Origin of the sequence: Agrobacterium rosae, from assembly GCF_002915175.1 — a bacterium.
Classification (GTDB): Bacteria; Pseudomonadota; Alphaproteobacteria; order Rhizobiales; family Rhizobiaceae; genus Agrobacterium; species Agrobacterium rosae.
The window spans coordinates 30,716-46,236 of record NZ_NXEJ01000013.1 but is presented as its reverse complement, the minus strand read 5'-3'; the positions used below and the strand labels follow the sequence as shown (position 1 = coordinate 46,236).

The window sequence follows — 15,521 nt, the reverse complement described above, 5'->3', positions numbered from 1 at the left end:
GTCTAGTATTTCCAAAGGAATTAAGAAGCTGTTCGCCAGCATAAATTTTGAAAACAGGATGATGTCTGAAGCACTTGCCGCCCTGCCACAACAAGACAAAGCTAAAAACAATTGCGAACATCTTATTCAAATGAAGACAGGTGTGACGCGGAGCTGGTGCAAACTAATACATTCCGAATGGATGACCTTCGAATCCGTCGTAAGCGGCTGCGTTAACTCGAGGGAATTTCTGTTCTTGTCGGCGTGCATGGATGAGATACTCCTGAGCGATCCCATGAATCAACTTATCCTCCATATCTGCGTCAAGCTGCAATAGCATATCGGATGTGATCTGGTTCTGGCTAGCAAACAACATGGCATATCGATATCCATCGATCTCTTTCAGTATGGGCCTCAGCCGAGGCTCTTTCCAAAGATCAACCAACTCTTGGATAATAGAAAGGCCTGCAGCGGGGCGTAACATCTGCTTAACTCTGGCCTTGGCCACTTTCATGAAGGTCTCCTCGTCTGCTAACTCGTGGCGAATAATATGCCAACGAAAATCCGCACTCCAATAACTGCTTTGCGCCATGCACTTGAGCAACGAGATAGATCCTCCCTCAAGAATAAGCCCGCCGTGGGCCTCATAATTATACACCTCCCCCATCAGCCTTTCATGAGCTTGCTTGGCTGCGATGATACCCTTCACCAGAGGCCGATCATCAAGGTATAGACGGCTCGTTCCTTTCAGTTCTTCCACTGTTGGTCGTCCGCTTCCGGTTGACAGCTGAGGACAACATTGGACCCGATCGAGCGAAAGGACTGGAAGCCCAGTCTGCTGGGCAAGAGCTACCGCGGTCGACGTCTTTCCTGTGCAAGTTGGACCGAAAATTAGACGCAGATCCATAAGTTTTTTGCGGTATCTTGAATACAAATTGATTTTTGGATTAGAGAAGTGTACTACCAGAGGCGGTTATATTGCCTCCTCGAGATTCCTTATTGAAGAGCAACTGGCTTTACCGTCTCCCCAAAGGGCAATTTGTTTTTCAACAAAGTGTGGGGCATGGCTGTCTCCTTGAAAGCAATTTGTCACTAACGAGGGCACCCTTAAGTCAAATAAGGCTGACTAAATCAGCAATACAGAGGCAGCTATTCATGCCACTCGGGGACGTTTTTCCGCGCTTTACTGCCATTTGTCTGCGCTGATTACACCATTGCTGGCGACAGAGTGAGATCTTTTGTAATATTTGATTAGGTGAGACGTCAAAATAAGGGCGACTATTTCACAATTGACGTAAATTTCCCTCTAGTTAGGCACATATGATAGCAATTCTTTAACAACGGCGTCTATTATTTACTTCTTGCAGTCGTTGTCATTGTAACAGAATCAAAGATATGGTTGAAATAACAGTGCCATTTCAATAAATGCGACAGTTAATATTTTAATTATTCATCATCATATTATGGCACGCTTCAACATCATGAAAGATCAATACAATAACATACATTTTTTCTTTTACGCCATTACCTTCGTTGTTGAAAATCAAGATTGCATTAATATGCAATTTATAAAACGTGCAATACTTGTAACAGGATCCGTAGATTAATTTCTATTGCGGTAGTTATATCTCTTCCAAGAGTGTTCGAGAGGATTGTCCTTTGCCAAAATACCTCCACAATTGTGGATAATTGCACAGACGGCGTTACACGCGGTCTGAATAGCGCCCTCCACCCATCCACCGGTGAAGGAACAACTGCAACCCGCCAAGTAAACTCCGGTATCATTAGTCATGTCCAGCGCTTGAAAGAAAAGTTCTTCAGAATAAAAATCCTCGCCACGCCGGTTGAGTTTGAAAGCTCCCCCGGCATTCTCGTCTGTAAGCCAATCATGTTGAACAACATTTTGGTCGTAATCAGCGCAGGCGGGAACTAGATGCTGGGCAAACTCCGGGAAAGATCTCGAAATTGCGTCCCGCAGCAGACAGAATCGCTCTTTTTTGTCGGGAACCGCCAACAGCTTGTGGGAGTCGTCCTCCCATGTATAACTGATGAGCACCAGACCTTTACCATTCGGATCCTGCGGCTCATAGTCCAGGCAGTACACTGCTTTTGCGATCCCGTCCATGAGGACACAGGACGGGAGGATATGGTCTAACCAAAATTTTCGTTCAGTCAGCAGGAAGAGTTTTGACGAGCCTGTCATATGGCTGTTATCAACCGCTTGGTTCACTGGTGCACGAAAAATGGTGGTATCGCATGTCAGACAATGCCTGAGTTGGATATTTGCGAGTCCAGATGTAACCACCACCTTATCATAAAGTTCAGATATCCCGCTCTTAAGCCTTATCTTTATTTTTGTCTTTTCCTTCTCAATCGCCCTGACTTGAACATGGCGTATACGCTGGCTTACAGACACACCGTTAACCACTTGAGTGGCTATTCGACGTGGAAGTTCTGAGATTCCTTCAGAGCACATCCGCTGATTTTCTTCATATCCGTTTATGACCAAGCGAAGGATCTCAATAAACCCGCTTTCAAAAACTGGACCAAACCCGCCAGATCCTATTCCCATTAGCTTGAATAGGTCCCAATCATGAGGGAAACTCCATGTTTCACCACCAGGAGGATGCGTGCCCAGAAAGATCCTCTCTATCGCTGAAGAGAAGGACTCCCTCCCGAAACGGTTCAGCCAAGTTTGCCAGGAGTCATGAGCCCGCCTAATGTCTCCTGATTTCAAGGCTTGAGTAATAGCAACAGGCGAAGCCAACACAATATCTCCCTCATGGAAACCGTCCTTCAAGAACGCACGCCAACCGCTGTAAACGCGATGGAACAGCTTCGGTGGCTGCTGCCCGGCTTTCCACATGTATCGGAGGCCTTGGTAGACCAAGTTAGTGTCGACTGTGCCGGGATTTGGGAACGGCCTCATCGAAGACAGGCCGTACCGCTCGAGGAAGAAAAACAAGCACGATGCAGCAGGAGGAAATCGCATCGCCCCCATTTCGGCCACCACGCTGGGAGCGTCCTTGAAAGCATGTGACCAAAGCTTGCCTCCAACCCGATCACTTGCTTCATATATTGTAACATCGTCTACAGCAGCATGAAGCAGTTCGCTTGCCACCACGAGTCCGGAAATGCCAGCGCCAATGATCGCCACTTTTGGCTTAGGAACATCTTCCGGAAAGAAGCCGATCCGTCCACTATCGGAACATTGGTCAAAAAACGATCTGTAGTCATAGAGCAAGTCAATTGTTGGAAAGGAACCTGCCGAAGCCTTCAGCATCAGGTTTCGACCATAAGCTACCATGTCAAATGGTACGGCCTCTTCAAGGGTCAGGGTAAACCCGGTAACGCGTTTCGTCGTGCCTTTCTCGTACGGCGGCATTTGCAGGGTTCGGGAGCGGGCAGTCTTAGAGATTGAAATGGCCACGAAATGACTAAGATCGCTGGATGCACATCTTTTACCGCTCAGCAAAAACAGGGTTTGGAGAAGTTGTGCTTCGGAGAAATCCATACAAAATGGTGCAAGGTCGATGGCAACGAGACCACTCACTCTTGCTCGCGCCCAAGGTTCCGATTCAAGTATCCGCCCCAGAATTTCCTTGCCAACATAGATGTAAGCGGAGAGGGCTGCTACCTTCTCACCAGCTGAGATCTCGGGAAAGCGACCGTCGGCCAGCCTTTTGCAAGCTAACCCAGCGCTGCACTCGCCGGAGATTTGAGTAATCCTCCTTCCCCTAGAAGCTTCACGTTCTGAGAAGGCATCGGAAACCCTGCGGTCCAATTCATCAGCCTTATCGACCATTATCAGATCCACCATTTTGGTAGAGAAATGATCGCACTGGTTATCAAGGAGAGCTGAAGCTGACATTGCTAGAAAAGATTGGTCTTTGTGTAGATAACTAACGACATCAACCGTTTCTATTTAAGTTGCAAATCGGGGAACATACTGTTCATTGACATCCCAATGGAAAGCGACAATTTGGGCATTTTTTAATACAATATTCACGCAGGTCCACCTCGCCGCTCAATCAAGTTGAATATTGATTGATACAATACTGTTTCCGTTTGAAAAAGCGACCTTAGTGCCTCCAATGATTAGTATCATACGCCGTGATTGCGGAATTCCCTCCAATAATCGCGCAATTTGGGTCAAAGCGCGGTATATTTATTTAATCTGAAATGGCCCTGAAATCCCCAAACCAGAAAAATGGTGCCCATTACCTCGTTAGCACAAACCCTAGAACGCCTGAGACGGAAAGACTACTCCTGCTTAGAACTAGTAGAAACTCTGATAGCGCGTTGCCAAGCTGCAAAACCATTAAATGCCCTTCTGGCTACAGACTGGGATGGCTTGCGGCGAAGCGCCAAAAAAATTGATCGTCATGGAAACGCCGGATTAGGTCTTTGCGGCATTCCACTCTGTTTTAAGGCGAACATCGCGACCGGCATATTTCCTACAAGCGCTGCTACTCCGGCGCTGATAAACCACTTGCCAAAGATACCATCCCGCGTCGCAGAAAGACTTTTTTCAGCTGGAGCACTGCCGGGTGCCTCGGGAAACATGCATGAGTTATCGTTTGGAATTACGAGCAACAACTATGCCACCGGTGCGGTGCGGAACCCGTGGAATCCAAGTCTGATACCAGGAGGCTCAAGCGGTGGTGTGGCTGCTGCGGTGGCAAGCCGATTGATGTTAGGCGGCATAGGCACCGATACCGGTGCATCTGTTCGCCTACCCGCAGCCCTGTGTGGCGTAGTAGGATTTCGACCGACGCTTGCTCGATATCCAAGAGATCGGATAATACCGGTCAGCCCCACCCGGGACACCGCCGGAATCATAGCGCAGTGCGTAGCCGATGTTATAATCCTCGATCAGGTGATTTCCGGACGGTCGGCGAAAATTTCACCCATGCCGCTGAAGGGGCTTCGGATCGGCCTCCCCACTACCTACTTTTACGATGACCTTGATGCTGATGTGGCCTTCGCAGCTGAAACGACGATTCGCTTGCTAGCCAACAGAGGCGTAACCTTTGTTGAAGCCGACATCCCCCACCTAGAGGAACTGAATAGTGGGGCAAGTTTGCCAATTGCGCTTTACGAATTTCCACACGCTCTAAAAAAGTATCTCGACGATTTTGTGGGAACAGTTTCTTTTTCTGACGTTATCAAAGGAATTCGTAGCCCCGATGTAGCGAACATTGTCAGTGCGCAAATTGATGGGCATCAAATTTCCAACGATGAATATGAACTGGCGCGTCAATCCTTCAGGCCAAGGCTCCAGGCCACTTATCGGAATTACTTCAGACTCTATCAGTTAGATGCAATCCTTTTCCCAACTGCACCCTTAGCGGCCAAAGCCATAGGTCAGGAGTCGTCAGTCATCCACAATGGCTCAATGATGAACACTTTCAAGATCTACGTGCGAAATGTGGACCCAAGCAGCAACGCAGGCCTACCTGGGTTGAGCCTTCCTGCCTGCCTTACACCTGATCGCTTGCCTGTTGGAATGGAAATTGACGGATTAGCGGGGTCAGACCACCGTCTGTTAGCAATCGGGGCAGCATTAGAAAAAGCCATAAATTTTCCTTCCTTTCCCGATGCTTTTAATTAGCTGTATGCCACGCCACTTATTGTCTAATAAATCTGCACTTCAGTTAGCATTATCTGAATGTGATAGAAATTTCTTCAGACAGGCTTGTCGTTCCCGAAATCAAAACAGCTACTTGATATATATATTCTACAGTTATTGCGTCTCCACGGAACAGAATACGCATTATCTTTTGACTCAATAGTGAATTAGATTCCCAAATAAAATTAAAGTAGAGAATTTCGTAGGCTGCACCTACAATTTGTTTTGAGCGCCAGAACGGCTCAAAGATTAGACAGGGGCCCCAAGCCAAAAATATTAACCATATATATCTTTAGCAAATAATTTATCACTCATAAAGCACGCAACAATACAACATAGAATTCATAGTACATATGGGAAATACGCTGATTATCTTAATGCTGGCTACAGCATTTTATTATCATTACATAGGATCGATACATTTCGTTACAATCGGACACTGTTGCTTCATCCCCGCTGACACACCTCTGCGCATTAGACCAAGCGCTTCAACAAGAAGGTGGGAGCCATTGACCACCACACCTTGGGTTCTTTTTCAGCCCGTTATCATGAAAGAGGGCTTTGCCGACCGCGATTATTTCAACACAGAAAGGATCAACCCGGGATGGCGCTAAGAAGCTATCGCAGCCGATCTTCATATGCGAGAAACTTGGATTTTGAAGCGAAGTAGGAAGGAAAGCAATATAAGCATCCAAATCATGTGTTTCATTGCTTGTATTCTGACAGACGTTGTTGTGCCACGACCTCATAGTTTCTTTTGTTATTCCTTCCGCATAGGGTGGAACGGTGGAGATGACTACGCCTTCGTCGGAAACGCCGTCATAAAATCGCTTGTGTGCGTACTTTCGCATTGCTTGAAACGAACAATAAACGTACATTAGTGAATCATTGAGTATAATATACAGGGGTATACCTGCTGGGCCTGGCAAGCAAGCAACTTCGCAAAAGCGCTTGACCACTTCATCTATAGCTGGATCAATGGGAACATCAGTATTAATGATGGAATTCATCCAGGAACGTTGAGCAGGTATGAGATCCTCTTGTGCAAAGCTGCGATAAGCAATCTCTGTGTGACGTAGGACGAGTTTAAGTTCACGCCGATCTTGTATATTCGAGCTGTCGATAATGTTGAATATCGGTCGACTGTGATACATATCGAACTAGTTACTTATTTTTGAATGTAAATTTCAGTCACAGTCAATAATTAAACGCGCTTCAGTGCCCCTTATATTGGGCGACTCTATAGCATCAATCACGGGATTGGTTTGAAATTAATTGAGTCGAATCTCAACGCCGAAGTATTTCGTCCTTTTACCCTATTAAACTATTTATCTTGATGGAGGATTTTTCAAAAATGGGGCCTGCCTTTCGCTGAAAACACCGACAAAGGTGTGATGTTAGGTCGAAAATTTGAAGATTTGCGCAACTAATCGGATAGTGGCCGACAAATTGACGCCGAAAATAACAATGACTGATTATCCGTGGAGTGATTCCAGCTAAGTTATGCCCCACAATAAAATATTAGCTAAAACTGTCAGCATTTGTGCATTATTTAAGTACTCCATTTGGCAATATCTATATACTCCACGACAAATTTTGCTTGTCACTTTTAGATCGAAATCGCTGCAATTCCCGCCGTGCACCCGGCAATTCGCTTTAGCTCGCAAATGGCTGTGAATGTAAGAGTACTTTATATTTTACTCACCATGTCGTGTCGTAACCTCCCGTTTTTTTGCGCAGGTCCTTTGTCAACGTAAGCCACTCAAGGTGGAAGGAACCGTTTGGCCGGCTTGGACACTCCATTGGGATCTACCAGAAAACGTTACTCCCCCCGAGGTTCTCGCACGCCATTCTGTCCCAAGGCTTCTAGAGCGGCTCGAGGAAGACCTGCCCTTACAGGTCATTGAGCACAGAGGAATGTTCAATTTAGGGAAACGAATTCAAGAATGCACCGCGAGCTCATTGTTGGCCGCGCTCGGGCAAGGAGGACGCAATCTGAGCGAGTTGGACGTCTGTTTAACTTCAGATAATGTAGCTATCGTTTCTCATGATCTTAACACTTGGCGAGTGTCTGAAAAGTTGGGAGATAAGCTTTTCAATGAAATTCACTCATCAAAAATCAAGGATGTACCTGTTATTATTCGAGAGGTATCAAATGGGATAATACAAGACAAGTATCTTGAAACCATTGATCATATTCCTTTGTTAACTGAAATATTCAGCAAGGTATTTTTGGCTAATCCAGATGCCACCATTTTCCTAGACGGTAGGAACTACGAGGCTCACGTGATTGTGGCTTGGCTTAGCCACCGGCCGGAATACCATCAAAGAGTTGTTGTACTTTTCTATACATTTGAATACCCACACGGCGGTGCCTTCGTTGATGCAGTTTTAAATGCCCAGCCCGCATCTGCTTGGAGGAAATCAATCGCCCTGATGCCCGCTCTTTTTCCTGAAGAACTGTGCCGACTGGCCCGTCTGCGTCAAGTTACTGAACCCACAGTCGATGATTTGTATTTGGCAGGCAAAGCCTGGTTTGATTCCATGCTAATGCAAGACATGAGGATCGTGGCGGCACATGTTGTTTTCTCCGGGGTGACCAGAAATTTGCTGGGCCAAGTTGTCGATAAAGATGTCTTGTTGGCTTTCGATTCAGATCAAGCCGCAGTGAGACTCGCGTATTACCTCAAGGAGGATACGATGATTAGAGCTAAACGCCCTCACCTGAAGTTTGCTGCGGTCACTAGATGCTATGACTTCGCAGCCCTCCTGGATTCCGGCGAGCGGGGTGAGTTCTCCATCGACATTAAAACAGGCAGGGCCCGACGTCATGAGACAGACGAGCGGAAACACATACGTTGGAGAAAAGGAACACCAGGAAATTCGGCAACAATTGCGGACTGGGTAATCTCAGATCGACCTGAAGATGAAATGGCTATCTGGGAATGGCGAAATCAAGGAATCGATCGTGAAGTTTCTCATCTAAGTCCACACTTGGATCTTAATATAGAAACGTCAAAATAAAAGTCTCGTAATTGAAACAATATGTTTATTAATTTCGATATATCAATGTGTTCACGCGTATTCTAAATTGCAGTGGCATAATTGGAGACCAGGTTTCTATTTTTGCGGCACGCCGCACTCGGTGACCCTTGGCCACGTCCATTTGTCTTTACGATTTTTTCAAAAATGCGATAATTTCGGGAAATCACTTCAAACTTAGTCGCTCGGATTCTCGATATTCAATAATTGAACTGCGAAATTATCGGGTTTGTGTTCGACAAATAATACCTATTAAATACCTATCTGATTACCTGTAGCAAACAACCATGTTCTATCAATATAGCATGATCGCTATTTTAAAATTTTTATTGATGGCCATATCAGCCAATAAAACATTTGTTTCAACAACATCACAAGGACCGCACTCGAACATAGATAATTATTTAAGCGAAAGCACAACCAGACAGCAAATTAATACAGATTCAGCGATTAAAGTAGAAATGCTTTGAAACAGATCGGAGCTTCTTGAAGAAGCGCTTCCAAGGTCTATGACGTTCATTCGGCACTCGATTTCCCGAAAGCAAGGGTTTGCAAGGATGATCTTGCGTCGGGGTCAGATTTGGAGGCCGCACGGGGTACACGGCGTCGGCTCCTAAAGCCGCTTCGGCCCAATTATCAGTTGTCTCCGCCGTTGGAACGTTGCGTGACAATTCGACACTGGCCCGAACATGATTCAAACGAGAACTCTCCCCGACGCTTTTCCAGTCCCAGGACGAGCCATCAGCTAGTATTTCGCTGAACAACGCTCTACCGAACGCGATGATGTGGCAAGGGAGTTCCAACCCTCCTTCTCGTAGAAAGAATTGGACATTTTCGCCACCCAGGTAAAACCGCGGCCCTCGCCGGAAAGCCGTGGTGGGAAGGAAGGCCACAAAATGACTCAAGTCTTCTTCGCCGGTTCCAGCTTCGACGCGATTTCCATCGCGTAAACGCTTGAACAAACATCGCACCATTTCGATTGTAACTCCGGTTCGGTAAGGAGCTAACGTGCATGCGAGAAGGTTCGCCCTTCCGAATTGGCAAAGATCCTTAGACTGCACATGACTCAGCATAGCTTCCCGGGAACAATAAACATAGATTGGCGCCGCGTCTTTACAGATCACCTCCTGCTCTGCGATGGACTGAAGCGTCGGCGGACGAGGAAATGGGAGACGAAGATATAACGCGGAAATTTCGTTTTTTAGCGCGCTCTCTGCCAATCGTCCCCGCCAGTATTTCGTCCAAATCTCCTGATAAATCAGGAGATTATCGCGGATATAGATATGATATAGGATGCATGCACTGGTCAAAAATAGATGCATTTCCATTCTGTCATTAATAGATTCAAGACTAAGCGGAGCGAAGCCTGGACGTGGTGGAACCATCATATCTATTTGCAGAAATGGTCTTCACCTCATCCGCTCAAAAGGCTTTAAATAGACCCTGAATCCAATTACACAGTTCGTCACACACAAGATAACTTTCGCTTACGACTATTTCCCGCTATTCATTGACTTTGTGTGGCATCAAAACGTATATGTCGTTATATGTATGGTATTCTTTTAAAACTATAGGTATCCGAGGTAATTGCCTGGGAATAAGAACTTTGAACAGCATGTTTACTATTTTACGACATATCGCACTGTTCTGTATGAATATTTGTTTCAAAAACACAAACAAACGAGATAATTTATTTCGCTTAGAAAGATGCTACAGTGCTTGAAAACAGAACGTAGTACATAGTGGCAATAGCCCACGATCTGCTGCCGACGTGCAACAGCAGATTATCATAACTTAAAAGATATTTCACAATAAACCGGTAAACGGCGATGCGGACCTTCTGGCTTCATTCCAACGCTTAGTTTCTTACAGGCAGGTGTTTGTCTTTCCGGTGAAGCAACAACGCAGAATTCCAAGACCAGAAGGCCTTTTTTTGGCAGCGGGATAGGCCAAACCAACCGCTACGACTTCAAAATGAAAGCGGGATCCTGGGAGCAGCGCAAAGAACTTATGAACATAACGATCATTGTGAACCTCATAAACGCTATATGGCAATTTCAGAAACGACTTGCTCGGGAGAAAGGCGACATAGGCTTCCAAAGCATCCGGAAGGAGGCAAGACCCTGGGGATATCAGGTTATGCCCATAGCGGACCTTCTCACGCGTCACGCCTGCATCGAAGGGTGACATGGAGCACACGACCGAGCCGATCTCTGAATGAAAAGACACAATACGTTCTTTTGCATATTCCTCAAGCTTCCTGCGAGGACAGTAAATGTAGAGCGGATTATCATTCACGGCGATTGTGTCCAACGGCCCCAACCTCGGTCCGTGCAAGCATGCACACCTGCTGAACCATGTCAGGATTCCGGTCACAGCATCACCCGGATCGTCGTAGAGTACGAGTGACTTGACCCAATTTTTTTGGGCATCAGCCAAGGTTTGTTCCACAAAATTGCGATAAACCACGACTGCTCCGATCAGCACGAGCTTGGCCTCTTCGCGGTTCCGGATCCGCAGCAGGCTAATCACCCTGAAAACAGGACGCTGATATACCATCATTAAGCTTTATGAGGGGTGTAGCATCCGGAGCTCTTTGGAGCCCCAGAGATTGAATCTTGCTTTATAGCTGAAAAACGCATGTGCAGGGAACGTGATCATGGTAATTTTACGGCTTTATACTGTTGAAATGCCTTCTGGAAACAGCATTCCTGTCTGTTAAACTACAAACAGGACCCGTTACTTAACTATTGGATGAGCGTAGGGCCGTTTTTTCGATAATTGACATGTGAATGACATAAAGCAGGTTTCGAGCTTATCGAGGTGATCCTTATCGCCACATTGTCAAAAAGCATCCACCATAGTCCTATAATTGCTGACAGACACGTAGCGTGCCTCCCTGGCTCATCGCAAAATTGAGGCTTGGGCCTTCGCTTGGCTCGTGACGAAGCCAGCTTTCGATGCCCGAAAACGATGGCCCACATTGTCTCACGAATCATTACGATTCTGTCAAAAAAATACGCTGTTTCACCAGGATGAATTTTCAATTTGTGTAAAATCTGTTCAATAAATAATACTTCCTCAAAGATGTTTCAGAAAAGCATCAAGGACTTATTTTTATTAAATTATTTTTATCACATTCTTATCCTTGCATGAAACATGCATCCATATCATTACATGTCTCATCGGGAGATACACAGTGGCACTAGCATGGTTATATTGATCCCATACACTAGGGTTGTTTTCTATCCATGAATAGAAAACAGATTAAGTGCTGATAAGGTTCTGTAGTTCATCGAAGCTGAGATTTGGCAAACCAAATTCCTCGTCCGACTGGGAGAACAGCGTCTTCCCCACTGCGACGATGTCGTATGGGATTATGTCGTTCTCTTCTCTACTGAAAACGACAAAATGCTCCTCCGCGCCACCACGGGTGGTGATTTTGGACATGCTGATCGTGAATTTCTTACTGGGCAAAATGGCCACGAAGCAGCTTACGGCATGCGGCATGCTATAGGCGCCTGGCAAGATACTGTTGAGTACGTTCTTGAGCTCCTCTGCTGGAATATCCGTTCGGTATGGTGGGAGTGATGAAGCCAGCACAAATTTGCGATAGCACCGCAATAGGGTTTTTCCTTCGACGTATTGCGATAATAAATTCAGGGAGGTGTAGATGTAGATTGGTGAGTCATGTTGGCAAATTCTATCTGGCTGGACGGCGCCAGGAATGCTGCAACACGGCGTGAAGACACAGCTTTTGATTGCGCGCAGAGTCTCTTCGTCTAGGCCGGATTCGGACAGGACTCGGACAACCCAAGATTGCTGGAAGGGGAGAATCTTTCGAGTGAGGAAATCCCTATAATTTGCGACCGCCGCGCATAGGCTCTGCTGAAGTTCTTCCAGGGAGGTGTTTGCGAACAAATCAATTGTCGGAAAGACGGGGCGATCATCCCCTGAGGGTATCATATTTTGATTGTAAGACATTAGTGAGGTGTGCATGGCCGAAGGCTAGTGGCCCTCTATTATAACACTCACCTGCCCAGTGATTGTCAAACATCGCAATAAAGAAAGTTTAGGTTACTATTTCGCTCGTGCCGCACTTGTCAAAGTGGGAAGTGAGCATATCAACATTTTCAAACGCTTGTTCCCAGAACACCGACGAATTCATTTGACCGTCACCAGAGCTTTGATGCTACTCAGATATTTGGGCACCGCGATGGGACCCGTGAAACAGCCTGGGTCCACTTTTGAATTGCGTTGCTCCTGAACATCATACCAACTGCCACGATAAGGACTTGTTTTTCACACTTTCGTGTAAATCAATAGTCAGCAATCGAACCTGCCGACAAATTTGAAAATCTCTCAACAAGTCTCGCAATGAGGTGAAACTGCTGTGTTCGAAACACGGAAGCAACCATGTTTCGGTTGGGTTGGAGAGGTTTATCTTAGCGACTCTCTTTCAAGAACGCGTCCCATGCCATACAGCCAGTCATTCAGGCAACGTCGCGCAGTTTGTCATTTCGCCCTACAATCACAGCGGCGCTAGAGGAAGCGACAGATTTTCGAATGATAGCTGGCTTTCCGAGAGTCGAGTTAAACTGTTGATGTGGGTTCTGCGTGCCAGATTGAATATTTCAATTTCATTGATACAGTTAAATATTCCGCGTATATGCCTCCCCTTTCCTTTAACGTTATGAACGTGCTGTTATACCATTCCAAATGGAAAAATACAAATTCGCTGAAATACCAACAATTGAAATTCATTGAATCGCACTTGGCTCTATAATATTACACGATCCGTCGTACAGATTAAGTCATTGGCATCATTATTAGGCGAACGGCACATTTTCTTTCCGAATAGAAAACTCGTTTTCCTTTAAAAAAACAACTGACTATCGTCTAGTCGACGCCGCTGCTTTGACTTATAGGCCAAAACAGGACCGAGACCCACGCGGTGCATTTTTATTCGGTGGATTCGAGCACAATTAATAAAGGAGCTTTTGCATTCCCTGGATGCCTCAAGCTGTGCCAAGTTATCAATGGAGAACCAGAACACTCCGGTTGAGGCGATAGAAAGAAAGCTCAAAAGCAGCTGGCTTCACTCCCTCCATGTCAGAAAAATCCTCCCTTCACCCTTCTTGGGAGGACCTTACTCTTACATCACTGAGGAAACCGATGTCGGCCAAGAAGCAGACTGCATTCGAGGCCATTCCGTCACTCCACTGCCAGAAGATGAAGGCATGGTATCACATCATATGCAGCAGATCTTTTGTTCAACGCACCAGCCAGCGGCCCATGACCATGTAGATGCGTTTGCTTTAAGAGCAGCACCGGAACCGGCCGTCATTCCTGATGAAGATATTGCCGACAAATCTTATCGTCCATTCGCCAGTTCGGAGAACAGCTTGACGGATATCCTCATGCGCATGCCCCTATCCACGCGAAACGCTTGGGCCACTCAAGCGCGCAAGGAAAGAGACGACGCCTTTCGAGTTATTCTTGAACTCCCCAGCCTGCCCAAAGAAGTTAAAAAGTACCTGCGTCGAAGCGCGCAATCCATTCAAACGCAAGAAATGAGGTGGCAACTAAAATGCCACCTACCCCTTTCGGAGAGGGGTCTGTTCTGGCTTTGGTTGGTCATAATGCAGTTGGCGGTTGTCCTGCCCGACATAGTATCTGCCTCACTTGGAGCGGAAGTTGCCGTCTTGCGCTCTGGGCCTATTACTCTGCAAACACAGCTTATGGTGCTTGCGATTTTTGATTATCCTTGGGCGGACACGAGGCTCGCCGCTCACCTGGCTTGCGAAGTCTTCCTCGGAGGATTGCCAGTTTTAATTTTTGGCTTATTCGCCATTGCTATGCCCCAACATGAGGGAACCACATTTCACACCGCCAAAGATGTAGCATGGAAGGCGTCACTATGCATTCTGTGGCAAATGCTGATGCAGAACAGGAAGAACATCCGGGATTTATTAAAATACTCTTTCTTGCGGATGAAAAGGATTTCTACAGCTCAGAGTTCCGATTTCACTTCTGAATACACAAGATTGAGGAATTCCAGCGCCATCATCTATTCCTGGCTCGACACCTTTGAGGTGAGTAACCGTCTCCGTATTCAGATCGGTTACCACAAACAAGACCATGAAGATGCCCTGAGGGTTCTCCGGTGGGTCGGCCATATTGCCGACGATAAAGACCGCAATCCTCGGGGAGGCAAAGCAGGCATACTAGTAGCAATCCTGACGATGGCTGGCCTGATATGCCTCTCTACGTTTCCAACCGATGCCTATTCAGGCCTTATTGCGGCGGCCAATCTTGTGCCGTTAGCTGCGCGGGCCGCTGTTGACGTTATGGATAATTCGCAAAGCTCGCACGATCTGTTGCGCCTTTTCACCGCAACCGCCGGCGTAAGTTTTCCAAGCACTTTATTCGTGCTGGGCAATTCGAGTTACTGGCTTCTGACGAAAAAAACTTTTCTTGCTGGGTTCGCCAACATTCATTTCTGGATAGCCTTCGTACTGATCTTTTTCCTGAGCCTTTTTCCCAAACTTTGGGGGAGACTATTCATGCACGTTGGCTCGAGACTCCTCAATGATCGTTCAGAGCCGACGTTATAGAGCAAGATGGAAAATCTGTACCGTGATATTATTATAGAATCCTGTATATCAGACATAGGAAGCAATTTATGTTATCTATCTATTCTCTGTAATATTGAATTACTTATATAAGTTTCATATTTTATAATAGTCTATATATCTTGGTATATAAATGTATTTATAACTTTAAATAACTCGTAAAATAATTATAACTGTAATGACTCCGCGCAATATTTACACATAGACACACACATCATCTCATTGATGCTTGG

The 15,521-nt window shown here is 46.1% G+C and carries 9 protein-coding genes; 3 read left to right on the top strand and 6 right to left on the bottom strand.

What is annotated here, in order from left to right; translation table 11 throughout:
• Positions 1–163: 163 nt before the first annotated feature.
• Both ipt and CPJ18_RS24645 read right to left on the bottom strand, forming a co-directional pair.
• Positions 164–886 carry an adenylate dimethylallyltransferase Ipt gene (gene ipt / locus CPJ18_RS24650; protein ID WP_065698664.1) on the bottom strand — a complete coding sequence of 241 codons (723 nt, stop codon included), beginning with the start codon at positions 884–886 and terminating at the stop codon, positions 164–166.
• A 696-nt stretch (positions 887–1,582) separates the two neighbouring features.
• Positions 1,583–3,850 carry an FAD-dependent oxidoreductase gene (locus CPJ18_RS24645; RefSeq protein ID WP_010891461.1) on the bottom strand — a complete coding sequence of 756 codons (2,268 nt, stop codon included), beginning with the start codon at positions 3,848–3,850 and terminating at the stop codon, positions 1,583–1,585.
• Positions 3,851–4,189: 339 nt separating this feature from the next.
• Here CPJ18_RS24645 and iaaH point away from each other — a divergent pair, with 339 nt between their 5' ends.
• Positions 4,190–5,593: an indoleacetamide hydrolase gene (gene iaaH / locus CPJ18_RS24640; protein ID WP_010974823.1), complete on the top strand. Its 1,404-nt coding sequence runs from the start codon at positions 4,190–4,192 to the stop codon at positions 5,591–5,593.
• Between the two features lie 506 nt (positions 5,594–6,099).
• Here iaaH and CPJ18_RS24635 read toward each other — a convergent pair.
• Positions 6,100–6,765 (bottom strand): RolB family protein, encoded by a 666-nt coding sequence (locus tag CPJ18_RS24635; protein ID WP_083212579.1) that lies wholly within the window; start codon positions 6,763–6,765, stop codon positions 6,100–6,102.
• A 763-nt stretch (positions 6,766–7,528) separates the two neighbouring features.
• Here CPJ18_RS24635 and CPJ18_RS24630 point away from each other — a divergent pair.
• The gene (locus CPJ18_RS24630; protein ID WP_010891464.1) at positions 7,529–8,635 is read left to right on the top strand and encodes a glycerophosphodiester phosphodiesterase family protein; all 1,107 of its coding nucleotides are present in this window, start codon (positions 7,529–7,531) and stop codon (positions 8,633–8,635) included.
• Between the two features lie 461 nt (positions 8,636–9,096).
• Here the strand turns inward: CPJ18_RS24630 and CPJ18_RS24625 are convergent, their stop codons facing one another.
• The 3 genes from CPJ18_RS24625 to CPJ18_RS24610 form a co-directional block, all read right to left on the bottom strand.
• Positions 9,097–10,038: a RolB family protein gene (locus tag CPJ18_RS24625; RefSeq protein ID WP_256367196.1), complete on the bottom strand. Its 942-nt coding sequence runs from the start codon at positions 10,036–10,038 to the stop codon at positions 9,097–9,099.
• Between the two features lie 481 nt (positions 10,039–10,519).
• A complete protein-coding gene (locus tag CPJ18_RS24620; RefSeq protein WP_099086244.1) occupies positions 10,520–11,215 on the bottom strand; it encodes a RolB family protein in 696 nt (231 codons plus the stop codon).
• Positions 11,216–11,920: 705 nt separating this feature from the next.
• Positions 11,921–12,619 (bottom strand): RolB family protein, encoded by a 699-nt coding sequence (locus CPJ18_RS24610; RefSeq protein ID WP_010891467.1) that lies wholly within the window; start codon positions 12,617–12,619, stop codon positions 11,921–11,923.
• A 1,073-nt stretch (positions 12,620–13,692) separates the two neighbouring features.
• Between CPJ18_RS24610 and CPJ18_RS24605 the strand changes: the two genes are divergently transcribed.
• Positions 13,693–15,270: a hypothetical protein gene (locus tag CPJ18_RS24605; protein ID WP_065698662.1), complete on the top strand. Its 1,578-nt coding sequence runs from the start codon at positions 13,693–13,695 to the stop codon at positions 15,268–15,270.
• Positions 15,271–15,521 lie beyond the last annotated feature (251 nt).

Coding starts and splice junctions, on each gene's coding strand:
- ipt (WP_065698664.1), bottom strand. CDS start 886: ATGGATCTGCGTCTAATTTTCGGTCCAACTTGCACAGGAAAGACGTCG.
- CPJ18_RS24645 (WP_010891461.1), bottom strand. CDS start 3,850: ATGTCAGCTTCAGCTCTCCTTGATAACCAGTGCGATCATTTCTCTACC.
- iaaH (WP_010974823.1), top strand. CDS start 4,190: ATGGTGCCCATTACCTCGTTAGCACAAACCCTAGAACGCCTGAGACGG.
- CPJ18_RS24635 (WP_083212579.1), bottom strand. CDS start 6,765: ATGTATCACAGTCGACCGATATTCAACATTATCGACAGCTCGAATATA.
- CPJ18_RS24630 (WP_010891464.1), top strand. CDS start 7,529: ATGTTCAATTTAGGGAAACGAATTCAAGAATGCACCGCGAGCTCATTG.
- CPJ18_RS24625 (WP_256367196.1), bottom strand. CDS start 10,038: ATGGTTCCACCACGTCCAGGCTTCGCTCCGCTTAGTCTTGAATCTATT.
- CPJ18_RS24620 (WP_099086244.1), bottom strand. CDS start 11,215: ATGATGGTATATCAGCGTCCTGTTTTCAGGGTGATTAGCCTGCTGCGG.
- CPJ18_RS24610 (WP_010891467.1), bottom strand. CDS start 12,619: ATGATACCCTCAGGGGATGATCGCCCCGTCTTTCCGACAATTGATTTG.
- CPJ18_RS24605 (WP_065698662.1), top strand. CDS start 13,693: ATGGAGAACCAGAACACTCCGGTTGAGGCGATAGAAAGAAAGCTCAAA.